The sequence below is a fragment of the Gammaproteobacteria bacterium genome (genome assembly GCA_041395725.1).
Classification (GTDB): Bacteria; Pseudomonadota; Gammaproteobacteria; order Pseudomonadales; family Pseudohongiellaceae; genus NORP240.
The window spans coordinates 3,994,420-4,019,066 of record JAWKZW010000001.1 but is presented as its reverse complement, the minus strand read 5'-3'; the positions used below and the strand labels follow the sequence as shown (position 1 = coordinate 4,019,066).

Here is a 24,647-nt window from a genome sequence, read left to right as displayed (position 1 = left end):
CGTCTTATGAAAATCCCACATGCATCGCTGTCTGCTGACGCCCTGCACGGCATTATCGAAGAGTATGTGAGCCGGGAGGGCACAGAGTACGGTGTCAGGGATTTCAGCCTTGAGGAGAAAGTCCAACAGGTGTTGGGTCAGCTGCAGCGAGGCGAAATCTATGTGAATTTTGACCCGGATACCAGCACCTGTAACCTGCTTGTCTGTGACCAGGCGCCGAGCGCAAACCGTCTCAATCGGGTAGACTGCGAACTTTGCACTGACTCAACAAAGGGCTGAGCGCGTCACTCTTATCGGGTCAAGGAATACCATGTCTGACAAACTGAAAGATGAAACAGTCCAGAACTCTCCGCTTGAGCTTGACGCCAGCGGTTTGTTCTGTCCCGAGCCGGTCATGCTGTTGCACAATAAGATTCGGGATATGCAGGGCGGTGACTTGCTGCGGGTGATTGCTACCGACCCGTCCACGGCCAGGGATATTCCCAAGTTCTGCCTCTACCTCGGGCACGAGCTGCTGGAGGAAGTTCAGCAGGATGATAAATACTATTACCTGGTCCGTAAAAAAACTGATTGAGCGACTGAACACATAGTGCAGATGGCGGCCTCGGGTCGGAAAATCCAGCATGTGTTGTGCTGTCTGTTACCTCCACTGAAAAAGATACGCGCCGATGTCTGCCTACCTGATCGATGCATCCATCTACATTTTCCAGGCACATTTTTCACCCTATGTGGAATGCTATGATGCCGATGGCGAAAACCTGGGGGCTCTCTATGGCTTTTCGCAGTTCCTCCTGCAGTTTCTGCGCAGGGAAAATCCGCACACGGTAGCTGTAGCGATGGACGAAAGCCTGTTCTGCGGTTTCCGTCACCAGCTTTGCGATGCCTACAAATCCAATCGCGAACTTCCGGATGATAATCTGGCCTATCAACTGCAAGCCTGTGCCCAGTTGTGCAGTGTTCTTGGTCTGGCCAATTTCGGCAGCCGTAAATACGAGGCAGACGACATTATTGGTACCCTGGCGCGGCGTCTGAGAAGTGAGGGCCGGCTCTGGGACGATCGACTCGTCATAGTTACTCGGGATAAAGACCTGGCACAATTGCTGCGCAGTGAAAAGGACCACCTGTGGGATTATCAGAAAAATTCCAGGCGGGGACCGGCCGAGATCCAGCTTGAATTTGGTGTATCTCCCAGTCAAATACCCGACTACCTTGGCCTGGTAGGTGACGCAGTGGACAGGATCAGCGGCATACCCGGGCTCGGACCGGTAAAGGGCAGGGCGTTGCTGCAGGAATATAGCTGTCTGGATGATATTTATAACAATCTGCAGAAAGTGGGAGCGCTGCCGTTGCGCGGTGCTGCCAAACTCGGTCAACTGCTGGAAAATCACCGGGAGCAGGCCTATCTGAGTAAAACCCTGGCCACTATCGTCGAAGATGTGGTGGACCCCGATGAGAAATTTTCCATTGTTGGGCTGGACGCACTGCAGCGTGAACCTGCGGATACAGAGCGGCTGGCAGATTTTCTTCGACGTTATAAGTTCGAGGAACGCTTTTGTGAATCTATGGTCAAGGCGGCGGGGCGGCTCAATGATTCTTTCAAGTAATGGCAGGTAGTCATGCGCATAGTAGCCGATGCAGATATTCTCTCCGTCGAACAAAGCTTTGCCGCGCTGGGCGAGCTGGTGCTTCTGCCGGGCCGTGAGATCACCAGCAAGGAACTGCGTAATGCCGATGTTTTACTGGTCCGCTCTATTACACCGGTTAATCAGCAGCTGCTGGAGGGAACTGCCGTCAGGCTGGTGGGGACAGCCACCAGTGGTACCGACCATGTTGATGAGAGTTTTCTGCAGAGCCGGGGAATCCATTTCTGCGCCGCTGGAGGCAGCAACGCCGAAGCCGTTGTCGACTACTGTTTTGCCGGTCTGTCCGAGGTGGCCAAACAGCGTCAGGTCAACTTATTTGATAAGAAGTTTGCTCTTATTGGCGCAGGCCATGTAGGGAGACGCTTTGCCACCAGGCTCGCCTTGCTCGGTATTCGCTGCCTGATTCATGACCCCCTGTTGAGCTTTGATGAGTGCCGCGCGTTCGAGCGGGCCGGCGCAATGATGGTGGATCTGAACACGGCGCTGGCCGCGGATGTGATCAGCCTGCATGTGCCTCTGACCCGGTCAGGGGATTACCCCACTTTCCACCTTCTGGGTAAAAGCCGGATTGGAAAGTTGAAGTCGGGCTGCATACTGCTTAACACGTCCAGAGGTGCGGTCGTTGATAATGAGCAGCTGAAAGAGGCGTTGTGCCGTCGGCAGGATCTGACGGTGATCCTGGATGTCTGGGAGGAGGAGCCCGGGCTTGATCCTGCACTGCTTCAGGAAGTCGCACTCGGCACACCGCACATTGCCGGTTATTCGCGGGAGGCGAAACTGAAGGCGACCACCTGGCTTTGTCGGCAGGTGGCCGATTTTCTGGGGCATGCCAAGCAGAATTCGAGCCTCCAGTCTGTACAGGAGTTGAGTCCTATCAAACTGGCACCAATCGAAGTGGAAACTCCGGATCAGGCTGACTGCTTTTGTGCCGAAGTGCTGGCCAGGGCTTTCAGTATTCGCAAACTGGATCGACAGCTTCGCGCTGAATGCTCGGCGGGGGTTGTCCCGTCAGCAGCCACATTCGACAGGCTTCGCCGACAGCTTACCGAGCGACGGGAATTCAGTGCCTGGCAGGTTGTGGATTCTGGTTTTACGCCACTACAACGGAAATTCCTGCACACGATGGGCTTTGCGTTTATCCCACATTAGCCAGCCGTTGCCGACGCCGGGCGAGAAATCGGGCCAGGCTTTCAGCAGCTTTTTCCAGAATATCCTCGCGCGGCAGAAACACCAACCTGAAGTGGTTGTTGTCTTTGATATTGAAGGCGCTGCCCTGGACCAGCAGGATTTTTTCTTCGTCAAGCAATTCCAGTATCAGGCGCGCATCATTAGTGACCTGGTAATAGTCCGGATTGAGGCGCGGGAACATGTATATCGCGCCTTTCGGTTTGACACAGGACACGCCGGGGATCTGGGTCAGTAATTCCCACGCCCGGTTACGCTGATCATAGAGTCTGCCACCCGCCAGTATCAGTTCGTTGATGCTCTGATAGCCACCCAGAGCGGTCTGCACGGCAAACTGTCCAGGCACATTGGCGCAGAGTCGCATATTGGTCAGGATATCCAGGCCTTCGATATAACTCGAGGCCCGTTCCTTGTCGCCGCTGAGGATCATCCAGCCACAGCGGAACCCCGCCAGGCGGTAGGCCTTTGAAAGGCCATTGAAGCTGACAACCAGTAAATCGTCACACAGCGAGGCCAGCGGGATATGCTGGGCGCCGTCAAAGGTGATCTTGCTGTAAATTTCGTCGGCGAACAGCACCAGATTGTGTTTGCGCGCGACTTCAACTATCTCCAGCAGTACTTCCCTGCTGTAAACTGCACCAGTGGGATTGTTTGGGTTGATGATGACCAGTGCCTTGGTGTTTTCAGTGATCTTGCTTTCAATATCAGCGAGATCGGGCTGCCACTCTGCGGTTTCATCACATAGATAGTGCACGGGTCTGCCCCCGGAAAGGCTTACCGAGGCGGTCCAAAGCGGGTAGTCAGGGGCCGGAATCAGCACTTCATCACCGTTGTTCAGCAGTGCCTGCATAGACATGGTGATTAATTCGCTGACCCCGTTGCCCAGGTAGATATCGTTAATTTCGACATTGGCGATCTGCAGCTTCTGGCATTCCTGCATGATTGCCTTGCGCGCGGAAAACAGACCCTTTGAATCACTGTAGCCCTGTGCATTAGGCAGGTTCAAAATGACATCCTGGAGAATTTCATCCGGCGCATCGAAGCCGAATGCTGCCGGGTTGCCGATGTTGAGTTTAAGGATGCGGTGGCCTTCTTCTTCCAGGCGCTTGGCTTCCTCCAGGACCGGGCCACGTATGTCGTAACACACGGCGGCCAGCTTTTGTGACTGCTTGACGGGTTTCATGGTTCAGGTTCTCGCAATAGAGTCCTATTATTCTAGCGGTAAATCCCGTACGCGACGAGCGTCGTACTGCCTGGAAGATACAAACTGTGCGCAAATGCCGTGACGGTCTGGCAATTGCTCCGGGTTTGTTACAGGATTCATGAAGTAAGTCGGCAATAGGTCTGAATTAAGGAGTAGCGAAAGTGACAAAAATCGTAAAGTCGGAGCAGCAGTGGCAGCAGGAACTGGACCCGGAGCAATACCGAGTATGCCGGGGAAAAGGAACGGAGCCAGCGTTCACCGGCAAGTACTGGAATGCCAAGGATGCCGGTATGTATTGCTGTGCCGCCTGCGGCGAGCCGTTATTTGCATCTGATACAAAGTACGATTCAGGCTCCGGCTGGCCAAGTTTCTATCAGCCGGTGAGTCCATCGAGCGTCGAGGAGCACGAAGACCTTTCCCTGGGTATGCATCGTGTTGAGGTGGTTTGCAGTCGCTGCGATTCCCATCTTGGCCATGTGTTTCCCGATGGACCACCGCAGACAGGGTTGCGTTACTGTATCAATTCCGCTTCCCTGGATTTCGAGGAGAAGCAGAGGAATTAACGGTCACTCTCCTGGTGCGGGACAAACTCAGGGCCTTTGTAACTGGTTCTGCAGGTCCTGGAGAAAACGCTCCAGGCTTGACTGCGCTTCTGACCGATAGCGAAACGGCCCCACCTGTCCCTGTTCCCTGGTACGGAAGTACCAAAGCTCGTCGTCACTGTAGAAACGATCGCTGCGTGGAGGGGCTTTGGTAATCGCAATGTCCTGTGATCTGGTGGAATCAGCCATAAGTCGCCTCGGAACCTGTTTTACGTTTTATGACAGTTTATGACAGCGGGTCGCTGTATTGGTTCCCTGCCGTGCAGCACGCAGACCAACCTGCCCGTCGAGACGCAAGCTTGCCTCAATTCCCTGCGCCTGGCAACCCGGGGCAACCCGCAGCAACCCGCAGTTTCCTTCAGCCAGTACGCAGCAGTCGCTCGGCGTGAGCCAGATCCTGTGGCGTGTTGATGTTGAAAAACAGCGGTGGCTGCGGGGCTGGTAACAAAACGGTCAGGTTGGGGTTGGTGCGGAAATACAGCCTGGGGCCGTGAATGCCAAGGCGAACTGCCTCTTGTAGTCGCGGCAGGCAGGTAACTGGCCAGAGAGAAAACAGCGGCTGAATCTGAGCGCCGGTTTTACACCAGGCAACCGTCTCGCCTGTTTCCGGGTTGTCCGGGAGACGGCCGCGTAAGGCGCGCAGAGCGCTCAGCAGCGTGGTAACAACATCGTCCGGGAAACAGGGCACGTCGGCTGGAAAGCAGGCGAGAAATCCATCGTGCTGACCCTGCTCCCGGCACCACTCCATGGCACTGCACAGCCCGGTCAGCGGTCCGCGGTGCGGGGTAGATCGATCGGTTACCAGGGGGAGACCAAAACGCTGGTATGCCGTCAGGTTGCTGTTGACACTGATAACCAGGTTTTCCACCTGGGGACGGGCCAGAGTGATGACATGTGTGAGCAAGGGCCGGCCGGCCAGAGATAGCAGTGGCTTGTCCTGATACTGCATCCTGGAGCCCTGTCCCCCGGCCAGAATTACACCATTAATCAGCGCCACCGGTGCCGTCCTGTGACAGGGCGAAAACGGCCTGGCCGCGGCCTGGATTGGCAGGATGAAACAGCCGATCTCTGTGCGGCCAGGTGTCTTGCTTTCATTGGGCTTTCAAGGTCTCGGTTCGATATTGAATGTGAGGTGCCAATGTGGCACAATCGCGCACCTTGTAAGGTTGGCTTTGTTTAGGTTAACTAGCTGAAAAGCCTATAAAAAGACAAGCTCAAAATTCCCGTCTACAAGCATTTGCAGGCTTTCACCACACGCCTGCCGGCAGGCCTGGGTTGGCGCCCTCGGCCACGGGCAAACATTTTATCAGGTAAACGAGGTTCATAGATGCAAATTTCCGTAGAAGCCACCAACGATCTGGAACGAAAAATGACGATTGCTGTTCCGTCCGAGGAGGTTGATTCAGCGGTCAACGCTCGTCTTCAGGAAGCCGCTCAAAATATCCGGCTCAACGGCTTTCGCAAAGGCAAGGTCCCCCTGAGGGTAGTGAAGAGCAAATTCGGTAAAGGTGTTCGCCAGGAAGTCATCGGAGAGCTGATGAATCGCTCCTACTACGAGGCCTTGACCGAGAAAAATATCCGCCCCGCTGGTCAGCCCCAGATCGAGACTAACGAAATCGACGAGGGCAAGGACCTCGAATTTACCGCTACCTTCGAAGTTTACCCGGAGGTGGAGCTGCCTGATTTTTCAGTGCTAAAAGTGGAAAAGCTGGTCGGTGAATTAACCGATCAGAATATTGACGAGATGATCGAAACCCTGCGCGAGCAGAGACACACCTGGCAGGAAGTCGAGCGTGAGGCCGCCGATGGCGACAAATTGAACATCGACTACGTCGGGCGCCGGGACGGCGAGGAGTTTGAGGGTGGCCAGGCCAAGGGTGCCGGCCTTGAGTTGGGTTCCGGCCGCATGATCCCTGGATTCGAGGCCGGACTGCTGGGCAGGAAGGCGGGGGAATCAGTGACACTTGATCTCACTTTCCCCGAGAATTACCACAACAAGGATCTGGCCGGGAAGGCGGTCCAGTTCGAGGTGACCGTCAATTCTGTCTCCGAAAAGCTCAAGCCGGAATTGGACGACGAGTTTTTTGCCAGCTTCGGTGTGGAAGAGGGTGGCCTGGAGGCTTTCCGCAAGGAAGTAGCGGAGAACATGGAACGTGAAATGAAAACCGCCGGGCGCAACAAGCTCAAAAATCGGCTTATTGAAGCGTTGCTGGCAGCCTGTGAGGTGAAAGTGCCCCAGACGCTGGTTGGCGGAGAGATTAACAACCTGCGCCGGCAGGCCATGGAGAGAATGGGGCTTGGCGCCGGGCAGAAAATGGATCCCAGTCTGTTGCCTGACGAGTTGTTCAGGGAGCAGGCGCTGCGGCGGGTAACCAGTGGCCTGTTGCTGGGAGAGGTGATCTCCAGCCAGAATCTCAATGCCGATCCGGACAAAGTTCGTGAGGCGATAGAAGAGATCGCCTCAACCTACGAAAGCCCTCAGGAAGTGGTCAACTGGTATTACGGTAACGAAGAGCAACTGGCCGCGGTGGAATCTTCGGTGCTGGAAGATCAGGCTTTCGATTATATTCTCGACAACGCGGATGTCAGTGAGACGAAGGTCAGTTATGAGGAGGTCATCAAGACTGATCCGCCCGCGGCATCGGCACAGTCAGCCAAAGCGGATGAGCAGGGTAAACCTCAGCCGGACCAGGTCGATAACCCGGAACAGGGCGAGGCAGAGTAAGTTTCGTTTACTCCCGGCCGAAACCCAACCAGGCGCCAGCCGCGCGATGGCGCCTTTCTGCCGTATCGTGAACTGATCGAGGCGGAATTCTCCCCACACTTCATGGCTGCCGCTATAATGGGCAGTCCTAACTGCTGCAGGAATATTTCTTAAATGGCATACGAAAACAGCCCTATTCATTCCGCCCTGGTACCCATCGTCGTAGAACAGACCGCGCGTGGAGAAAGGTCTTACGATATTTACTCCAGGTTATTGAAAGACCGAGTAATTTTCGTCACTGGGCAGGTCGAGGACCACATGGCCAACCTGATCGTCGCGCAGCTGTTGTTCTGTGAATCGGAAAACCCGGACAAGGATATCAGTCTGTACATCAACTCGCCTGGCGGTTCGGTCACCGCCGGCCTGTCCATTTACGATACCATGCAGTTTATCAAGCCCGATGTCAGTACCATGTGCATCGGTCAGGCTGCCAGCATGGGGGCGCTGCTGCTGACCGGTGGCGCCGAGGGCAAGCGGTTTGCGCTACCCCATTCGCGCATGATGATCCACCAGCCCAGTGGCGGCGCCCAGGGCCAGGCCTCGGACATTGAAATTCAGGCCAATGAAATAATCAAAATCAGGCGCCGCCTCAATGAAATCATGGCCTTCCATACCGGCCAGGACATTGAGGTGATAGCCAGGGATACCGAACGCGACAACTTCATGAGTGCCGAGGAAGCCGTACGCTATGGGCTGGTGGATAAAGTAATTGAGCGACGGGTAGATAAAAAAGAAGATACCACCGATTAAAACCCGGGCGCTCCTGACAGATCAGGAGCGCCTGACATTTTTCCTGGACAGGGCTTGCAATTGTTGGCGTTAGCCTGCATGTTTTCAGGTACATGTCGCTGATCTGTTTGATGAGCTGCCGCGAAGGCTCTAACAGACTGTTAATACGAAAAATTATCGCAACAACGCAGGCGTGAGGTAGGAACAGATGTCCGACGATCATTTCAACAAGGGCGACGACAACGGCAAGCTGTTGTATTGCTCCTTCTGCGGCAAGAGCCAGCACGAAGTGCGTAAGCTGATTGCGGGTCCTTCAGTATTTGTCTGCGATGAGTGCGTCGATCTGTGTAATGACATCATCCGTGAAGAAATACAGGAAAAAGACTCGGAGTCCGGAGGGCGTAAACTGCCCATTCCGGAAGAGATCAAGAAAACCCTGGACGAATATGTCATCGGTCAGGAGCGGGCCAAGAAGGTACTCTCTGTAGCAGTCTACAATCACTACAAACGCCTCAACTACGACAAAGGCAGCGCCGATGTCGAGCTGGGCAAGAGTAATATTCTGATGATCGGGCCTACCGGGACCGGTAAGACCCTTCTGGCTGAGACGCTGGCGCGGTTGCTGGATGTGCCTTTTACCATCGCTGATGCGACTACCCTCACAGAAGCGGGCTATGTCGGCGAGGATGTCGAGAATATCATTCAGAAGCTGCTGCAGAAATGTGACTATGATGTCGAAAAAGCCCAGATTGGGATCGTTTATATCGACGAAATTGACAAGATATCCCGTAAATCGGATAACCCCTCTATCACCCGTGACGTTTCCGGTGAAGGTGTGCAGCAGGCGCTATTAAAGCTTATCGAGGGCACCGTCGCCTCGGTTCCGCCTCAGGGCGGCAGAAAGCACCCGCAGCAGGAGTTCCTGCAGGTCGATACATCGAATATTCTGTTTGTCTGTGGCGGCGCTTTTGCCGGTCTGGACAAGATCATCAGAGACCGTTCCGACAAGAGCGGGATTGGTTTCACCGCCCAGGTAAGAAACAGGGAAAACGAGGATCAGGTGGGTAAAACCCTCCAGGACGTGGAACCTGAAGATCTGGTCAAATACGGTCTGATACCGGAATTTGTCGGGCGACTGCCGATGATCGCCACCCTGGACGAGCTGGATCTGGATGCGCTGGTCAGAATCCTGCGGGAGCCCAAGCACTCGCTGACCCGGCAATACGCCAAGTTGTTCGAAATGGAAGGGGTCGAGATTCAGTTCCGGGAGGACGCTCTGCGAGCCATCGCGGCCAAAGCCCAGGAACGTAAAACCGGCGCCAGAGGCCTGCGGTCCATCATGGAAGGTGTGCTGCTGGAGACCATGTATCGCATTCCATCGGAAGAAAAAGTCAGCAAGGTCATTATCGACGCAGCAGTCATCGCCGGTGAATCTGAGCCTCTGCTGATGTACGAAAACCTGGAACAGGAAGACGCGCCACGGCAGGCCGTCGACGAGTAAAACCTGCTCCAGGTGCTTGAAAAATCCACTGGCCGTCTCCATATCAGGGGATACTAAGGTCGTCTGCAAACCAGCATAATCCGGGGTTGTGGCGCCTCCAATTTTCTAGCGAGTGATTTATGAGCCTTTCCGAGCAAAATCTCCAAGATTCCGGCGATTCCTACCCTCTGCTGCCATTGCGGGACGTGGTTGTCTATCCACAGATAGTGCAGCCTCTTTTCGTGGGACGCCCCAAATCAATCAAGGCCCTGGAAAAGGCTATGGCTGCAGACAAGCAGATTCTGCTGGTTGCGCAAAAGAACGGCACCGAGGATGAGCCGGCTATCGGTGACCTGTTCCAGATCGGGACCGTGGCGTCCATCCTGCAACTGATTCGTCTTCCGGATGGTACGGTGAAAGTGCTGGTGGAGGGGCTTACCCGGGCCAAGGTCAGCAAGGTTGCCATGGAGAACGACTGCTTTGTCGCGGACGTCAAGGAGTTGCATCCCGATGAACTGGACGAGAAAGACGCTGATGCCCTGTTGCGATCATTGCTGTCCCAGTTCGATCAGTACGTGCAGTTAAGCAAGAAAATACCACCGGAAGTCATGACTTCGATTTCGAGCATTGACGAACCCGGTCGTCTGGTTGATACCATCGCGTCACACATGTCTCTGCGCCTGCAGGAAAAGCAGAATCTTCTGGAACTGGCTAATCTACAACCACGCATCGAGCACCTGATGGCACTGATCGAGTCGGAAATCGATCTGTTCCAGGTCGAAAAGCGAATCCGTGGCCGGGTCAAGAAACAGATGGAGAAAAGCCAGCGCGAGTACTACCTGAATGAACAGATGAAGGCTATTCAGAAGGAGATGGGCGAGCTGGATGATGTCCCCAATGAGGCAGAAGAGCTTAAACACAAGATCGATGAAGCGGGGATGCCCAAAGAAGCCAAGGACAAGGCACTGTCTGAGCTGAACAAACTGAAAATGATGTCGCCGATGTCTTCTGAGGCGTCGGTGGTCCGCACTTACATAGACTGGATGGTAAGCATCCCCTGGAAAAAGCGCAGCAAGGTGCGTCTGGACCTGACCAAGGCGGAAGAAATACTTGAAAACGATCACTACGGCCTGCAGGACGTAAAAGAAAGAATTCTCGAGTATCTGGCGGTTCAGAAGCGGGTCAAGAAACTGAAGGGTCCTATTCTTTGCCTGGTTGGTCCGCCAGGGGTTGGGAAAACCTCTCTGGGCGAATCCATCGCGCGGGCTACCAACCGCAAATTCGTCCGCATGGCGCTTGGCGGTGTCCGGGACGAGGCTGAAATCAGGGGCCACCGACGCACCTACATCGGCTCACTGCCGGGTAAACTGGTTCAGAAACTGTCCAAGGCCGGCGTGAAGAATCCGTTGTTTCTGCTTGATGAAGTAGACAAGATGGGGATGGATCACCGGGGTGATCCCGCCTCAGCCTTGCTGGAAGTGCTGGATCCTGAACAGAACCACAATTTCAATGATCACTATCTGGAAGTGGATTATGACCTGTCAGAGGTGATGTTCATCTGCACCTCCAACTCCATGAACATTCCCGGGCCTTTGCTGGACCGCATGGAAGTGATCCGTATCCCGGGATACACCGAGGATGAGAAGGTCAATATTGCCCAGCGGTACCTGATTCCCAAACAGAAAAAAAACAATGGCCTGAAAAAAGATGAACTGGAAATAGGCGAAGAGCCGATCCGGGATCTGATCCGCTACTACACACGGGAAGCCGGTGTGCGCGGGCTGGAGCGTGAAATTGCCAAGATCTGTCGGAAAGTGGTCAAGGAAAATGCCATGCAGGACAAGCCGGTCCGGCTGATCATCGATCGGGAGAAACTGGAAACTTATTCCGGGGTTCGTAAGTACGATTACGGGAAGGCCCAGGAAGAAAACATGATCGGTCAGGTCAACGGTCTGGCATGGACTTCGGTGGGTGGCGAGCTGCTGACGATAGAAGCTATCGCCGTCGAGGGTAAAGGTAAGACGATTAAAACCGGTTCTCTGGGTGATGTCATGCAGGAATCGATTCAGGCCGCTTTCACCGTTGTCAGAAGCAGGGCGCAGGCTCTTGGTCTGGACACTAATTTTCATGAAAAATTTGATTTGCATATTCACGTACCGGAAGGGGCCACACCTAAGGATGGTCCGAGTGCCGGTGTTGGCATGTGCACGGCACTGGTGTCAGTGCTGACGCAGATTCCTGTTCGTGCAGATGTGGCGATGACCGGCGAAATAACCTTGCGAGGTCAGGTGCTACGCATAGGTGGCTTGAAGGAGAAGTTGCTGGCAGCCCATCGCGGGAATATCAAGACGGTCATAATTCCTGAAGAAAATGAAAGGGATCTGGCAGAAATACCGGATAACATCAAAGCAGATCTGGAAATTATTCCGGTGCGCTGGATCGATCAGGTTTTAGAAATTGCATTACAATACATGCCGACTCCGAAACCGATTCAGGAAAAAGAAAAAACTGAAAGCGATTCAAGCAAAGACGAGGTTGAACAACCGGGCGACGAAAAACTGATCAATACCCATTGATCACGCGCTTTTTCAGGTTGACACCTGTTTCGAGCAATTGGTATAAAGGGCCGGTGTCGCGGGGGTTCCGCGGCAACGATCAGATTTAAATCGAGCTGGGTACAGAAAACTTATTCAATTACCACTCATTATTCAGTTGTGAAATTCAACCGTGTAACACTGGGTGCGGGGAATGGAAGCAGGTGAATTATCAGAGTCAATACAATAAGAAAAACTGCTACTTCAAAAACGAGAAAAGGGGATAACGTGAACAAATCAGAATTGATAGATGCCGTCGCCGACAGTGCAGATATTTCCAAAGCAGAGGCAGGTCGTGTCATAGACGCCATGATCGACACCATTACCGATTCACTCAAGAAAAATGATCCAGTGGTGCTGGTAGGTTTCGGAACCTTCGCAACCAAGGATCGTGCAGCGCGAACTGGCCGTAACCCTCAGACAGGTGCGCCTATTCAGATTGCAGCGGCCAAGGTGCCCAGCTTTAAAGCCGGTAAGGCTCTGAAAGACGCGGTCAATTCCTAGGCGGAAACTATCAGGGGTTAAGAACCTTATTTTGACAGTCCGGGTCTGATTAAGATCAGGCCAAGCCTGACACCAGGCTTTCCCTGCGGGGAAATATCTGGCAGGCGATACGGGGCGCATCAGCTTGATGCGCCTTTTTCATTAAAGAATGAAACAAAAGTTTGAGGCTAATCAGAGAGTATGCTCCAGGACATTAGAGACAATACCCAGGGTGTCATCGCCAAAGTAATAATAGGCCTGATTGTAGCCGTCTTCGCGCTATGGGGCGTGGAATCTATTATCGGTGGATTTATTACAGCGCCGTCTGTTGCCGAGGTGAACGGTGATGAAATTACCGAGCAGCAGCTTGCTCTTGGGACGCAGAATCTGATCGCCTCCCTGGGAGGCAACATACAGAATATCGATCAGGGACTTCTGGAGCAGATCGCTCTGAATCAATTGGTGGAAGAAGTTCTGCTGCGCCAGGCGGCTCAGAAAGCCGGGCTTGGCATCTCTGAAGATCGTATCGATCGCTCTATTATCGAGAATCCCTCTTTCCAGATTGACGGCAGGTTTGATAGCAACCTGGCGATCCGTACTATTGCCTCGCAAGGAATGAATGTTCCAATTTATCGTGAGCAGCTCAGACAGAGTATGCAGCTGTCACAGTTAGCCAATGCGTTTTCTGCAACGGGCTTCGTTACAGAAGCCGAGCTGGAGCGAGTCGCGGAGTTGCGGCTGCAGACCCGGGATTTTCGATTCTTATCGTTGACACTCGGCACGCGGACCCTCGGCGAGCCAATTCCGGATGCAGACATAGCCGAGTATTATGAAGCAAACCAGTCAGATTTCGCCATCCCTGAGCGGGTAAACGTTCAGTACGTTGAACTGAATCGAGCGGCCATCATGGATGAGATTGATATAGACGAGGAGGTTATTCGCGCTCAATATGAGGAAGAACGGTCCGCTTTCGAAGGAGCCGCAGAGCGTCGGGCTGCCCATATCCTTTTCGAAGTGGGCGCATCGTTATCGGAAGCGGAAGCTCTGGAGCAGGCGACTGCCGCCAGACAGAGGCTGTCCGACGGTGAAGATTTCGCCGAGCTGGCCATGGAGCTATCCAGTGATATTATTTCCGCCGAGCAGGGTGGAGACATCGGCTACTCTGATGGCACAGCGTTCCCGCAGCCCATCGAAGACGCACTGCTGGAACTGGGAGTGGGCGAAGTGTCCGAACCTGTGGTGACCGAGTTCGGCGTGCACCTGGTGAAACTGACCGAGGATGCAGTCACGCAGTTTGCTTCGTATGAAGAGGTTTCCGAGCGAATCTCCCGGGATCTTAAGTCTACCCAGGCGGAACAGATCTATGCGCAGCGCCTGGAGACTCTCTCAAACCTGGCGTTCGAGTCGGGTGATCTGCAACCCATGAATGAGGAATTGGGCCTGGAGATTCAGCAGAGTGGCTTTTTCTCCCGCGCCGGTGGTCTGGGCCTGTTTGCCAACCCGGTTGTCATCGAGGCGGCTTTCTCCGGTGATGTGATGGAAGGTGGATTTAACAGCGATCCAATCGAAGTGAATGATTCACAGGCCATCGTTCTGCACCTGTTAGAGCGTCAGGAAGAGTCCGTGCGGCCGCTGGATGAGGTGGAGGCTGAGATCGCCGTTATTCTGCGTACCGAAATTGAAAGAGAGCGTGCGATGGAACTGGGCCAGGAAATTCTGGGCAATCTGGTCCAGGGGCAGGATGTAGAGCAGCTGTTGCTGGAAAATGAGCTTGAGTGGATCGAGCAGGAAGGTATCACCCGGGATTCCACGGCTGTTAACCGGGAGATTACCAATGCCGTGTTTGCCTTGCCGAGCCCGGAAGGGGATGAACCCGTTTATCAGGGTATTGCGCTGACTAATGGCACTTACATCGTTGTTGAACTGAATAATGTGACGGTGGGTGATCTGGCTTCCATGCCAGAGCAGGAACGGCTCGCAATTGAGCAATCCATCCTCTCACAGCGCAGTCAGTCGCTGTTCAGTTCCTATCTCAATCACCTGCGTGCGAACGCGGACATCACCACCAGCCAGCTGCCAGAAGAGCCGCTGCTGTAGCCAGGGAACCTCTGGTTCCCGCAGAGCAAGGCGGGAATCAGTCAGAGCTTCCCTCGTCTTCCAGACTGCCCATGGCGGTAATATTGAATCCGCCGTCGACATAGAGTATTTCTCCTGTGATTCCGGCCGCAAGGTCGGAACACAGGAAGGCAGCCGCATTACCCACTTCGTCGATCGTTGTATTGCGTCTTAATGGCGTCTGCTTTTCGTTGTGATCAAGCATTTTTCTGAAACTCTTGATTCCCGATGCGGCCAGGGTTCTGATCGGGCCGGCAGAAATGGCGTTTACCCTGGTGCCTTCCGGTCCCAGGCCGGCAGCCATGTAGCGAACGTTGGCTTCCAGGCTTGCCTTGGCCAGCCCCATGACATTGTAGTTGGGGAGTGTTCTTACGGCGCCAAAATAGCTCAGGGTCAACAGTGAACCGTTGCGCCCCTGCATAAGGCTCCGAGCCGCCTTGGCCAGCGCGACAAAACTGTAAGAGCTTATTTCATGGGCGGTGCGAAAACCTTCGCGGGTGGTGACGTCCACGTAGTTGCCATCCAGTTCATTTGCCGGTGCATAGGCCAGGCAATGCACGATCCCGTCCAATCCGTCCCAGTGCTGGCCCAGGTCGCGGAACAGTTGTTCAATCTCTTCGTCATTGGTGACGTCACAGGGGAAGGTGAGGTTGGAATCCCAGCTTTCGGCAAAGCCCTCGACCCGCCCTTTGAGTTTCTCATTCTGATAGGTCAGTGCCAGCTCGGCCCCTTCCCGGTGCATGGCGGCGGCAATGCCACTGGCGATGGAAAGTTTACTGGCGACGCCCAGCACGAGAATTCGTTTTCCTGCTAGAAAACCCATAAGCGCATTCCTGTCTTTCTGTTAGTCCAGCAATCGGTATGCACCGGCCAGCTGGTAATTGGTGTATTTATTGCTGTGATCAACTGCCCCAGCAGTGGTTTCGCTCGCCTCACGTTATTGCCTTGCAGCGATTCAGTTAAAGAAGGTAAGCGGCAGTATCACTTCAATGGTTTGTCCCGGGAAGATGGTTGTCGTGGTATCAAAATCGTTCCAGGTGGCGAGATCATCTACTGAAACCCTGAATTTTCTGGCTATCTGGAACAGGGTGTCGCCTTTGCTGATTTCATACCTTACGCGCCTTGCGGAAGCAGCGCTGTTGCTTCGGGCAGCCACCAGATCAGGTGGCTGCAACATTAACAGCTGCCCAGGATGCAGCAGAGCGTTCAGTGCTATGCTGTTCCAGGTCGAGATATCCCCAGCCTTGAGGCCGAAGCGCTTTGCTATCTGCCACAGGCTGTCACCGGATTTAACCCGATAGCTGGTTGGCGTAGGCTCCGCATCGGTGCTGGGCCTGTTGGCCAGAATGCTGGCCAGTGACTGCCCTGCGGCGTCGCCACCGGTGCGCGGTATCAGTAAGGACCTGCCAGCGATTATATGTGAGCCGCGTAGTTTATTGATGCTCTGCAACACTTCAACGCTGGTATTGAACCGGGTTGCGATTCCGGTGAGGGTATCCCCGCGCTGAATCCGGTAATTTTCCCAGGTCAGGCGGCTGTCTTCAGGAATTTCAGCCAGCGCAGCTCGGAACTGTTCGGCATGGACTCTTGGCAGCACAATACTCTGGGGATGATCAGGGTGAGTGGCCCATTGCAGATAGCCGGCGTTCAGGGTCTTAAGCAGTTCCCTGTCTATGTCGGCGAGTTGTGCTGCGGTGTTCAGGTCGATTTGAAAGTCCAGGTCGACCAGCTCAAGATAGGGTTCGTCGGGAACTTCGTACAACGTCAGTCCATACTGATCGGCATCGGCTATAAGGCGGGCTGCGGCAAGCAGACGGGGAATATGTCCGCGGGTTTCACTGGGGAGGCGCAGTTCCCAGAAGCTCACCGTGGCGGCCGGTTTGCCGCTGCGTCTGACTGCGCGCCGCACGCTGCCCTCGCCAGCATTATAGGCGGCCAGCGCCAGCAGCCAGTTGGAGTCAAATTCCTCGTGCAGGTACTGCAGGTAGTCCAGCGCGGCCCGGGTTGAAGCCAGCGGGTCCCGCCGGCCGTCGTACCACCAGTCTGACTGCAATCCGAAACTGCGTGCCGTGGGGCCGATGAACTGCCAGAGCCCGGCGGCGTGTTCGGCGGAGTAGGCATTGGGGTCGAAGGCACTTTCGACAATAGGCACCAGCGCCAGCTCCAGAGGCAGTCCCCGGGATTCCACTTCCTGCACTATTTCGTAGAGGAATGGTGCAGCGCGCTCGGTAATTCGTGTGAAGTAACTGGGATTCTCGAGATACCAGTTCAGTTCGGTATCGATACTGGCATGCTGATACTGCTGATGGAGGGAAAAGTTTTCCCGCAGATACTGCCAAAGCTCACCTTGAGGCTCGGCATACTCAGCGATAGCCGGCGTCGCGCGGGGTGTGCTGACCCGGCGTTGTGGCACGACCCGGTTGGTAACACTGACACCCGGCTGGGTTCGTGGTGTTACCAGGGGTGGCGTATCGACGGTATTAACCTGGCAGGCGGCAAGCATCAGCAGCGCAATAAAAACCGAAGGTAGTCTGCTAAATATTAGCGGTAAGTAATTCATTAATAGTTAGTTTCCGCAATCAGAAGGTGTCTTTCCAGCGTCGCAGCGCGGCAAAGACTTCGACCGGCTCAGAGAGATCCGCACCGACATGGGAGGCTGCAGAATCTGCCAGCGGCTCTTCTGTACAGCGCAGAAAGGGATTGGTGGCCAGCTCGAGTGCAAGGTGGGACGGCAGGGTAGGCTGTTGCTGTTCCCGGGCTTTCCGGGCCGCTGCTGTTCTTTCCTTCAGTGCCTGATTGTGCGGATCTGCGGCTGCGGCAAAAGTGAGATTCGCCAGGGTGTACTCGTGGGTGCAGTAAATTTCAGTATCGGCAGGTAAGCGGGCGAGTTTTTGCAGGGAGTCGTACATCATCTGCGGATTCCCTTCGAAGATACGGCCACAACCAGCCGCAAACAGGGTGTCACCGCAGAATACCAATGGCCGGTGGCGGCCAGGCGGACGCTCGCAGTAATAGGCGATATGATCCAGCGTATGCCCTGGTATCTGCAACACGGAAAAATCAAATCCCAGCACCGTGAGCTCATCCTTTTCTGCCAGTTGCTGCTCGATTCCCCCATAAGGCGAATTCTGCGGCCCGAATACTCTGGCATTGAAGCGTCTGGCCAGGGCTTCGACTCCTCCGGTGTGGTCCGGATGATGATGGGTAATGAGAATGTGGCTCAGCTGCAGGTCATTTTTGTCCAGAAAACTCAGAACCGGAGCGGCATCGCCGGGGTCAACCACGCACGCGTGGCGTTGTTGTTCATCTGTGAATGCCCAGATGTAGTTATCCGAAAAGGCCGGTATGGGAAAGATCGGGTTTTCCATGCTGAACAAACAGCTCCAGTAAAATGAAGGTGCGAATGATAGCGTCAATTTGCAGGTATTTCGACAGCTTTAACTGCGGTCGGGTTCCTGTAAAATGGCGTGACTATATCGGCTTATCGAAACCCCCGATATTCCGTCGCTGAAACAGTGTAATACAGGAATTTAGTGTGAAAATACCTTCAAGGCACCAGATACGGCGACGCCTGCTCAGAGAGCAGGTCGATTTCGAGGATGGGCAGAATGTCCTGATCCAGTGGTTTGAGTCACCGCTTGGCCGCACGGTACTTGAAGCAGAGCAGGCGCTTATCAATCCCTATCTGAGTCGTCTGTTTGGCTATCACATCCTGCAAATGGGCTGCAGCTCCCGCCACTCGCTGATTTCTGACAGCCCGGTCGGGCATAAAATCCTGTTTGCTCCGGAGTACGATAAAGTCAGCAGATTACCGGTGGCCGACAACGAACAGTTACCCCTGGCGAAAGAAAGTATAGACGTGGTGGTAATCCACCACGCCCTGGATTTTACCAGGGACAGTCACAGCCTGCTGCGGGAAGCCACCAGGGTGCTCAGGCCGGGAGGACACCTGTTGATTGTCGGGTTTAATCCGTTCAGTCTCTGGGGCGTAAAGAAACTTCTTAAGATCAAAGCGGAAGTCCCCTGGGCGGGGCGCTTTATCAGTCACAGGCGAGTCGCCGACTGGCTCAAACTGCTGGAATTACAGGTTGAGAAGGTCGACTACGGGCTGCATTTCCTCCCGTCCCGCTGGCGCAAGGCCATGAATTCCTCCGGTGGGGTGGATGTCCTGAGTGAGCGACTGACCAGTCCGTTCGGGGGCGCTTACCTGGTTATAGGCACTAAACAGGTTCTGCCGCTTACCCCGGTAATGCAGAAATGGCGTCCGCTTCGACCTCGCGCGACCGTGATGCCGGCTGCGGAAAATATCCGGATCAAGAAGCTTCATTAGGGCAGGGCCTTTGAAAAAAATTGAGATGTTCACCGACGGCGCATGCCGGGGCAATCCGGGCCGGGGCGGCTGGGGAGTGCTGCTTCGTTATGGCAGTGTGGAAAAGCAGCTGCATGGCGGCGATCCGCAGACAACCAATAACAGAATGGAGCTCACCGCGGTAATCCGAGGGCTGGAGGCCTTGAAAAAATCCAGCCGGGTGGTGGTGACCACCGATTCGAAGTATGTCCTTGATGGCATTACCGAATGGTTGCCCAACTGGAAAAAACGCAACTGGAAAACAGCTGGCAGGAAGCCGGTTAAGAATCTGGAGTTGTGGCAACAGCTGGATGCACTGGTGACCAGGCATCAAGTGGAGTGGCATTGGGTGAAGGGGCACAGTGGACACCCTGAGAACGAGCTGGCTGATCAGTTGGCCAACAAGGGCATTGATGAACTCGACTGAGAGGAATTAGGCGACACACATGCGGCAGATCGTACTGGATACTGAAACTACTGGTCTGGATCCTGGCCAGGGCCATCGAGTGATAGAAATCGGGTGCGTGGAAATCGACAATCGGCGTCTGACCGGCAGTCATTTCCACTATTACCTGAATCCCGAGCGGGAAATAGACGCAGGGGCCATCGAGATTCACGGTCTGACCAGCGAGTTTCTCGCGGATAAGCCTCGCTTTACGCAGATAGCCGAGGAGTTTATTGAATTTGTCAGTGGCGCCGAGCTGATCATTCACAACGCGCCCTTTGATGTTGGGTTTCTCAATAATGAGATTCAATTGATGCGTGGCAACCTTCAGGCGCTGGAAAGCTATTGTTCTATCATCGACAGTCTGGCGCTGGCGCGCCAGAAACACCCCGGGCAGCGCAACAGTCTCGATGCGCTCTGCAAGCGCTACGAAGTGGATAACTCCCAACGGGAGCTGCACGGCGCTTTGCTGGATGCTGAAATTCTGGCCGATGTTTACCTGGCCATGACCGGTGGTCAGACCCGCTTGCAGCTTGGTGCGGAGGAGACTGAGGCAACGGCGAAGGCGCGGAAATTCAAAGTGTTTGATGGCAGCAGGCCGCCCTTGAAGGTAATCAGGGCCAGCGCTGATGAACTGGCGTCTCACAGGGAGCGCCTGGCTGTGATCAACAAGGAGAGTGGTGAGAAATGCGTCTGGCTAACGCTGGAAGCGGACCCTTGACGCTATCGATCGGCCTGCCGGTAAGCTGCCTGCTGCAGCGCGTCTCCGGCCCATCAGCCGGTCCCGGAGCGAACGATGGATAATCCTCATTTTGTCGCACTGAATGCCTGTCAGGAGGGTGATCGACTGCTGGTTTATCACCGGCAGAAGATCCTGCTCCGCAATGGGTCCTGTGAATGGTCGGTGGCGGAACTGGCACACTGGTTGAGAGACGACCATCGGCCATTGCTGGTGGGGCTTCGCAATGGCGCACGCTATCTGGCTGTTCATGTCGAGGAGGAATTCCAGGTCCCGGCGGAGGCTGAGTTCATTCCTTTGCGGCAGCTGTTGCTGGAATTCAGGGATATCGAATTCCAGCTGCCGGGTCTTGGCAATCAGCTGGCTGACTGGTATCGGACCCACCGTTATTGCGGCGTCTGCGGGCATCGCAACGAACCACACCCCGGGGAGCGAGCATTAGTCTGTCCCGATTGCAGGCAGAGTTGCTACCCGCGTATCAACCCCTGCGTAATTGTCCTGATCAGCGATGGCGAACGCATGCTGCTGGCGCGCCACACGCGTTACAAAGGCGGTTTTTTCAGCTGTCTGGCCGGCTTTGTAGAGATAGGGGAGACACCGGAACAGACGGTGGCCAGGGAGGTCAGGGAAGAAGCGGGGATAGAAGTCAGCAATATTCGCTACGTCAAGAGCCAGTCCTGGCCTTTTCCCTCGCAGCTGATGCTGGGTTTCTTTGCGGATTATGCCTCCGGCGAATTATGCCCGGAACCGGGTGAAATCGAGGAGTTGAAGTGGTTTACGCCGGCTGAGATGCCTGTGATACCGGCTCCGGGAATCAGTGTGGCGGGTCAGCTTATTAAGTTACACTGTGAACGGTTTTCCCGAACCGGGGCTGCTAGGCAACCTTTCTGGCAACCATCCTGATGGTCGCTATCATTTCACTTTCTAACGGGAACGGGCAAAATGAGCGCCCTACCGAGTTCAAGTTCAAGTTCAAGTTCAAGTAAAGGAGATTTCACTTGGAGTACCTGATTGAGTACGGCATGTTTCTCGCCAAGGTGGCCACCCTGGCGTTTGCCATCATTTTCGTTCTGGCGGCCCTGGCTTCGGCAGGAAACAAACAGCGCAAGAGCCCGGCCAAGGGGCATATCAAGGTCATAAAAATCAATGAGCACATTGATGAAATGCTTGAATCACTAAAGCGGGCGGTTCTCGACAAGCACAGCCTGAAGCTGGATCACAAGGCAAAGAAAAAGCAGGATAAAGCTGCGGAGAAAGCTGGTAAGGCAGCGAAGAAAACTGATTCTGAAGCGGAGGTGCAGCGGAAGAAACGCCTGTACGTGCTGAATTTCACCGGGGATATTGCCGCCCATGCGGTGTCTTCTCTGCGGGAAGAAATCACGGCGGTGTTGTCGCTGGCCAGCGACCAGGATGAGGTTCTGTTGCGGCTAGAGAGTCCGGGCGGGATGGTACATGCCTACGGCCTCGCCTCGTCACAGTTGATGCGCATCAAGGAAAAGAAGATTCCCCTGACCATCTGTGTCGATAAGGTGGCCGCCAGTGGGGGTTACATGATGGCCTGTCTGGCGGATCGGCTGATTGCTGCACCGTTCGCCATCATCGGTTCCATCGGGGTACTCGTACAATTACCCAATTTTCACCGCTTGCTGAAGAAAAATGAAATTGACTACGAAACCATTTCCGCCGGTGAATTTAAAACCACGCTCACCACCTTCGGGGAGATCACTCAGAAGGGGCGTGAAAAAGTCAAAGACGATGTAGAGGAAATGCATGCCATCTTCAAACAGTGGGTCAAAGACCACCGACCCAGTGTCGATATCGATAAAATTTCAACCGGTGAAACCTGGGTTGGTCTGCAGGCAAAAGAACGCTACATGGTCGATGAATTGAAAACCAGTGACGAATACCTGGTGGTGGCCTGTCAGTCAGCAGACGTCTATGAGGTCGAATACGAACTGAAAAAAACCATTCACGACAAGGTGGGATCCATCTTCAAGGGTATGATCGAGGCAGCCACCTCTCTGTTTCTGGAAAAAAGTAATTCCAGAAACTTTTATTCCTGATCTCAGAAAAAGTCAGCCGCGGGTCAGGTGCTCGCGGGCAGGAGAACAACCGTGGAAACATTCAAAGCTCTGCTGGTCGAAGAGCAGCAGGATGGCAGCTTCAGCAGCCAGGTCGTCGATCGGCAGGTAGCGGAGTTGCCGGCCGGCGAGGTGCTGATTAACGTCCATTATTCCTCGCTTAACTACAAAGATGCCCTGTCCGCCTCCGGCAACAAAGGGGTTACCAGGAATTATCCGCATACGCCCGGTATTGATGCGGCCGGAACGGTCGTGGAGAGCAGCGATGGCGTTTTTTCACCGGGGGACGAAGTCATTGTCATCGGCTATGACCTGGGGATGAACACCGCCGGCGGGTTTGGCCAGTACATTCGCGTTCCTGCCGGCTGGGTGGTTGCCAGGCCCGCTGATATCACTCTGAGGGAAAGCATGATACTTGGCACTGCCGGGTTTACGGCGGCCTTGTGTGTGGAGAAACTGTTAATGAATGGTTTGGAGCCGGCGCAGGGTGAAGTACTGGTTACTGGTGCGACCGGTGGAGTAGGGGCGATAGCGGTTGCTATTCTGCATAAGCTTGGCTACCCGGTGGTGGCCAGCAGCGGAAAAGCGGAGCAGCAATCTTTTCTGGAGGCCTTAGGCGCCTCGCGGGTAGTCGATCGTCAGCAGTTGACCGAAGAGTCAAAAAGGCCACTGTTGAAAGAGGAGTGGGCCGGTGCTGTTGATGTGGTCGGCGGCCAGACTCTGGTCAATATTATGAAGAGCCTTCGCTACGGGAGTAGTGTTGCCTGTTGCGGACTGGTAGGCTCGCCGAACCTGCCGGCGACGGTTTTCCCGTTCATTTTGCGCGGTGTCAATCTGCTGGGTGTGGATTCGGTTAATCTGCCGCTGGCAACCAAGGCGCGGGTCTGGGAGCGGCTGGCTTCAGAGTGGAAGCCGGCAGGCCTGGAAGCTCTGTGCCATGAAATAGGTTATGACGATCTGCAAGCCAGTCTTCAGACTGTCCTGCAAGGCCAGGCGGTGGGGCGGATGGTGCTGAACCTGGCCGACTAGCAGGAAATTTTGGGGAAGAAATCAGTCACGCCTCAGTTTGTCACTCAAACTGATCGGTGTGGGAAGGAACATCACCACGATATAAGAAGAAGCCACAAACGTCAGGATAGCCGCGGCCTGGATAATGAGCGAAGCCGATTCGCCGATCACTTCGGACTGGGTAGCTACGTAGGCGATCAGCAGGGAGAACTCGCTGATCTGCCCCAGTCGCAAACCGGCGTCCCAGGCCAGTTTGTTCCGCTCCTCAAATCGCTGCAGCAGATAATGGAAAACCACCGGCTTTATCGACAGGGCGAGAACTGCCAGGACCAGCGCCGGGACGATGATGTCGGCCAGCAGCAGAATATTGAATTGTGCGCCCAGGGAAAAGAAGAACAGGATCAGAAAGAAATCCCGGAGCGGCTTCAGGCTGTAGGCGATGTATTGGGCAATAGGGCTGGTAGCCAGCGAGACGCCTGCTACGAAGGCCCCGATCTCTGCCGACAGTCCCATGAAAGAGGCCAATGCTGAAATCCCCAGACACCAGCCGATTGCCAGCAGGAAAATGTATTCCTTGAAGTGATCAAACCTGCCGATCAGAAACAGCAATACATAGCGCGTGCTACCCCAGGCGATCAGTACCAGCATGGGGAAGGCCATGAATAATCCGACCAGTGCATTGGATTCCTCCCCCGGATGGACATCCAGGAAAACCAATAGAAAAATCGCAATGAAATCCTGCAACAGGAGGATGCCCACCATCAGTTCACCCATGTGTTTCTGGTGTAGAACGGTGGTGGGCAGCAACTTGATACCAATAATGGTGCTGGAAAAGATCATCGCAGCGCCAATAACCAGGCTTTCAAGTTGAGTCAGCCCGAACAGCAATCCCGTGCCATAGCCCAGTAGTACGAAAACACCGGTACTGATGAGAGTTACCAGGAATGTCTTCTTTAATGTACTGAGTAATTTTGCGGGCTGCATGTCGAGGCCGAGCAGAAACAGCAGGAAGATGATCCCGAACTCCGCGATATCACTCAGCAGGTTGGCCTCTGAAACCAATCCGGTTCCGTACGGTCCCAGCAGCACGCCCAACGCGATATAGGCGACCAGCAACGGTTGTCGGAAGACCAGGGCAAAAGTCGATAGGAGGGCGGCCCCGCTGAAAATCAGGAAAAAAGAAAACAGTAGGGAATCAGGTTCCATAATTAAACCGGGGCGGCACTG

At 54.5% G+C, this 24,647-nt stretch carries 24 protein-coding genes; 17 read left to right on the top strand and 7 right to left on the bottom strand.

Annotated elements, in window-relative coordinates; genetic code table 11:
• The first annotated feature begins 6 nt into the window (after positions 1-6).
• The 4 genes from R3F50_17840 to R3F50_17825 all read left to right on the top strand — a co-directional run bounded on the left by R3F50_17840 (position 7) and on the right by R3F50_17825 (position 2,792).
• The gene (locus tag R3F50_17840) at positions 7-279 is read left to right on the top strand and encodes a YheU family protein (protein ID MEZ5492149.1); all 273 of its coding nucleotides are present in this window, start codon (positions 7-9) and stop codon (positions 277-279) included.
• A 31-nt stretch (positions 280-310) separates the two neighbouring features.
• A complete protein-coding gene (gene tusA, locus R3F50_17835; protein MEZ5492148.1) occupies positions 311-574 on the top strand; it encodes a sulfurtransferase TusA in 264 nt (87 codons plus the stop codon).
• 94 nt (positions 575-668) lie between these two features.
• On the top strand, positions 669-1,604 hold the full coding sequence (locus tag R3F50_17830) for a 5'-3' exonuclease H3TH domain-containing protein (GenBank protein ID MEZ5492147.1): 936 nt from the start codon (positions 669-671) through the stop codon (positions 1,602-1,604).
• 12 nt (positions 1,605-1,616) lie between these two features.
• The gene (locus R3F50_17825) at positions 1,617-2,792 is read left to right on the top strand and encodes a 4-phosphoerythronate dehydrogenase (protein ID MEZ5492146.1); all 1,176 of its coding nucleotides are present in this window, start codon (positions 1,617-1,619) and stop codon (positions 2,790-2,792) included.
• On the opposite strand, the gene R3F50_17820 is transcribed toward R3F50_17825, so the two are convergent.
• Complete coding sequence (locus tag R3F50_17820; protein MEZ5492145.1) at positions 2,779-4,011, bottom strand: pyridoxal phosphate-dependent aminotransferase; 1,233 nt, start codon at positions 4,009-4,011, stop codon at positions 2,779-2,781. The genes R3F50_17825 and R3F50_17820 overlap by 14 nt on opposite strands.
• 182 nt (positions 4,012-4,193) lie before the next feature.
• On the opposite strand from R3F50_17820, the gene msrB reads away from it, so the two are divergent.
• On the top strand, positions 4,194-4,595 hold the full coding sequence (msrB, locus tag R3F50_17815) for a peptide-methionine (R)-S-oxide reductase MsrB (GenBank protein MEZ5492144.1): 402 nt from the start codon (positions 4,194-4,196) through the stop codon (positions 4,593-4,595).
• A gap of 27 nt (positions 4,596-4,622) precedes the next feature.
• Here msrB and R3F50_17810 read toward each other — a convergent pair whose 3' ends face one another.
• Positions 4,623-4,823, bottom strand: a complete 201-nt coding sequence (locus R3F50_17810) for a DUF6316 family protein (protein ID MEZ5492143.1) — start codon at positions 4,821-4,823, stop codon at positions 4,623-4,625.
• A gap of 169 nt (positions 4,824-4,992) precedes the next feature.
• Entirely contained in the window at positions 4,993-5,631 is a 639-nt protein-coding gene (mobA, locus tag R3F50_17805) for a molybdenum cofactor guanylyltransferase (GenBank protein ID MEZ5492142.1), read from the bottom strand.
• A gap of 330 nt (positions 5,632-5,961) precedes the next feature.
• On the opposite strand from mobA, the gene tig reads away from it, so the two are divergent.
• The 6 genes from tig (at position 5,962) to R3F50_17775 (ending at position 14,781) form a co-directional block, all read left to right on the top strand.
• On the top strand, positions 5,962-7,359 hold the full coding sequence (tig, locus tag R3F50_17800) for a trigger factor (protein ID MEZ5492141.1): 1,398 nt from the start codon (positions 5,962-5,964) through the stop codon (positions 7,357-7,359).
• Positions 7,360-7,512: 153 nt separating this feature from the next.
• Positions 7,513-8,148: an ATP-dependent Clp endopeptidase proteolytic subunit ClpP gene (clpP, locus tag R3F50_17795; protein ID MEZ5492140.1), complete on the top strand. Its 636-nt coding sequence runs from the start codon at positions 7,513-7,515 to the stop codon at positions 8,146-8,148.
• A 187-nt stretch (positions 8,149-8,335) separates the two neighbouring features.
• Complete coding sequence (gene clpX / locus R3F50_17790) at positions 8,336-9,628, top strand: ATP-dependent Clp protease ATP-binding subunit ClpX (GenBank protein ID MEZ5492139.1); 1,293 nt, start codon at positions 8,336-8,338, stop codon at positions 9,626-9,628.
• Positions 9,629-9,747: 119 nt separating this feature from the next.
• Positions 9,748-12,183 carry an endopeptidase La gene (gene lon, locus R3F50_17785; GenBank protein MEZ5492138.1) on the top strand — a complete coding sequence of 812 codons (2,436 nt, stop codon included), beginning with the start codon at positions 9,748-9,750 and terminating at the stop codon, positions 12,181-12,183.
• Between the two features lie 246 nt (positions 12,184-12,429).
• Positions 12,430-12,705: an HU family DNA-binding protein gene (locus R3F50_17780; GenBank protein MEZ5492137.1), complete on the top strand. Its 276-nt coding sequence runs from the start codon at positions 12,430-12,432 to the stop codon at positions 12,703-12,705.
• A gap of 180 nt (positions 12,706-12,885) precedes the next feature.
• Positions 12,886-14,781 carry a SurA N-terminal domain-containing protein gene (locus tag R3F50_17775; GenBank protein MEZ5492136.1) on the top strand — a complete coding sequence of 632 codons (1,896 nt, stop codon included), beginning with the start codon at positions 12,886-12,888 and terminating at the stop codon, positions 14,779-14,781.
• Positions 14,782-14,818: 37 nt separating this feature from the next.
• Here the strand turns inward: R3F50_17775 and R3F50_17770 are convergent, their stop codons facing one another.
• The 3 genes from R3F50_17770 to gloB all read right to left on the bottom strand — a co-directional run bounded on the left by R3F50_17770 (position 14,819) and on the right by gloB (position 18,167).
• Positions 14,819-15,622: an enoyl-ACP reductase gene (locus R3F50_17770; GenBank protein ID MEZ5492135.1), complete on the bottom strand. Its 804-nt coding sequence runs from the start codon at positions 15,620-15,622 to the stop codon at positions 14,819-14,821.
• Positions 15,623-15,754: 132 nt separating this feature from the next.
• Positions 15,755-17,359 carry a LysM peptidoglycan-binding domain-containing protein gene (locus tag R3F50_17765; GenBank protein ID MEZ5492134.1) on the bottom strand — a complete coding sequence of 535 codons (1,605 nt, stop codon included), beginning with the start codon at positions 17,357-17,359 and terminating at the stop codon, positions 15,755-15,757.
• Between the two features lie 19 nt (positions 17,360-17,378).
• Positions 17,379-18,167, bottom strand: a complete 789-nt coding sequence (gene gloB, locus R3F50_17760) for a hydroxyacylglutathione hydrolase (GenBank protein MEZ5492133.1) — start codon at positions 18,165-18,167, stop codon at positions 17,379-17,381.
• 167 nt (positions 18,168-18,334) lie between these two features.
• Between gloB and R3F50_17755 the strand changes: the two genes are divergently transcribed.
• The 6 genes from R3F50_17755 (at position 18,335) to R3F50_17730 (ending at position 23,441) form a co-directional block, all read left to right on the top strand.
• Positions 18,335-19,129: a class I SAM-dependent methyltransferase gene (locus tag R3F50_17755; GenBank protein ID MEZ5492132.1), complete on the top strand. Its 795-nt coding sequence runs from the start codon at positions 18,335-18,337 to the stop codon at positions 19,127-19,129.
• Positions 19,130-19,139: 10 nt separating this feature from the next.
• Positions 19,140-19,574, top strand: a complete 435-nt coding sequence (rnhA, locus tag R3F50_17750; GenBank protein MEZ5492131.1) for a ribonuclease HI — start codon at positions 19,140-19,142, stop codon at positions 19,572-19,574.
• A 19-nt stretch (positions 19,575-19,593) separates the two neighbouring features.
• Positions 19,594-20,313 carry a DNA polymerase III subunit epsilon gene (gene dnaQ, locus R3F50_17745; protein ID MEZ5492130.1) on the top strand — a complete coding sequence of 240 codons (720 nt, stop codon included), beginning with the start codon at positions 19,594-19,596 and terminating at the stop codon, positions 20,311-20,313.
• Positions 20,314-20,388: 75 nt separating this feature from the next.
• On the top strand, positions 20,389-21,234 hold the full coding sequence (gene nudC, locus R3F50_17740) for an NAD(+) diphosphatase (protein MEZ5492129.1): 846 nt from the start codon (positions 20,389-20,391) through the stop codon (positions 21,232-21,234).
• Positions 21,235-21,329: 95 nt separating this feature from the next.
• Entirely contained in the window at positions 21,330-22,394 is a 1,065-nt protein-coding gene (gene sohB, locus R3F50_17735) for a protease SohB (GenBank protein ID MEZ5492128.1), read from the top strand.
• Positions 22,395-22,445: 51 nt separating this feature from the next.
• Complete coding sequence (locus R3F50_17730) at positions 22,446-23,441, top strand: YhdH/YhfP family quinone oxidoreductase (protein MEZ5492127.1); 996 nt, start codon at positions 22,446-22,448, stop codon at positions 23,439-23,441.
• A 21-nt stretch (positions 23,442-23,462) separates the two neighbouring features.
• Here the strand turns inward: R3F50_17730 and R3F50_17725 are convergent, their stop codons facing one another.
• A complete protein-coding gene (locus tag R3F50_17725; protein ID MEZ5492126.1) occupies positions 23,463-24,626 on the bottom strand; it encodes a cation:proton antiporter in 1,164 nt (387 codons plus the stop codon).
• Between the last annotated feature and the right edge of the window lie 21 nt (positions 24,627-24,647).

Coding starts and splice junctions, on each gene's coding strand:
- R3F50_17840 (MEZ5492149.1), top strand. CDS start 7: ATGAAAATCCCACATGCATCGCTGTCTGCTGACGCCCTGCACGGCATT.
- tusA (MEZ5492148.1), top strand. CDS start 311: ATGTCTGACAAACTGAAAGATGAAACAGTCCAGAACTCTCCGCTTGAG.
- R3F50_17830 (MEZ5492147.1), top strand. CDS start 669: ATGTCTGCCTACCTGATCGATGCATCCATCTACATTTTCCAGGCACAT.
- R3F50_17825 (MEZ5492146.1), top strand. CDS start 1,617: ATGCGCATAGTAGCCGATGCAGATATTCTCTCCGTCGAACAAAGCTTT.
- R3F50_17820 (MEZ5492145.1), bottom strand. CDS start 4,011: ATGAAACCCGTCAAGCAGTCACAAAAGCTGGCCGCCGTGTGTTACGAC.
- R3F50_17810 (MEZ5492143.1), bottom strand. CDS start 4,823: ATGGCTGATTCCACCAGATCACAGGACATTGCGATTACCAAAGCCCCT.
- tig (MEZ5492141.1), top strand. CDS start 5,962: ATGCAAATTTCCGTAGAAGCCACCAACGATCTGGAACGAAAAATGACG.
- clpP (MEZ5492140.1), top strand. CDS start 7,513: ATGGCATACGAAAACAGCCCTATTCATTCCGCCCTGGTACCCATCGTC.
- clpX (MEZ5492139.1), top strand. CDS start 8,336: ATGTCCGACGATCATTTCAACAAGGGCGACGACAACGGCAAGCTGTTG.
- lon (MEZ5492138.1), top strand. CDS start 9,748: ATGAGCCTTTCCGAGCAAAATCTCCAAGATTCCGGCGATTCCTACCCT.
- R3F50_17775 (MEZ5492136.1), top strand. CDS start 12,886: ATGCTCCAGGACATTAGAGACAATACCCAGGGTGTCATCGCCAAAGTA.
- R3F50_17770 (MEZ5492135.1), bottom strand. CDS start 15,622: ATGGGTTTTCTAGCAGGAAAACGAATTCTCGTGCTGGGCGTCGCCAGT.
- R3F50_17765 (MEZ5492134.1), bottom strand. CDS start 17,359: ATGAATTACTTACCGCTAATATTTAGCAGACTACCTTCGGTTTTTATT.
- gloB (MEZ5492133.1), bottom strand. CDS start 18,167: ATGGAAAACCCGATCTTTCCCATACCGGCCTTTTCGGATAACTACATC.
- dnaQ (MEZ5492130.1), top strand. CDS start 19,594: ATGCGGCAGATCGTACTGGATACTGAAACTACTGGTCTGGATCCTGGC.
- nudC (MEZ5492129.1), top strand. CDS start 20,389: ATGGATAATCCTCATTTTGTCGCACTGAATGCCTGTCAGGAGGGTGAT.
- R3F50_17725 (MEZ5492126.1), bottom strand. CDS start 24,626: ATGGAACCTGATTCCCTACTGTTTTCTTTTTTCCTGATTTTCAGCGGG.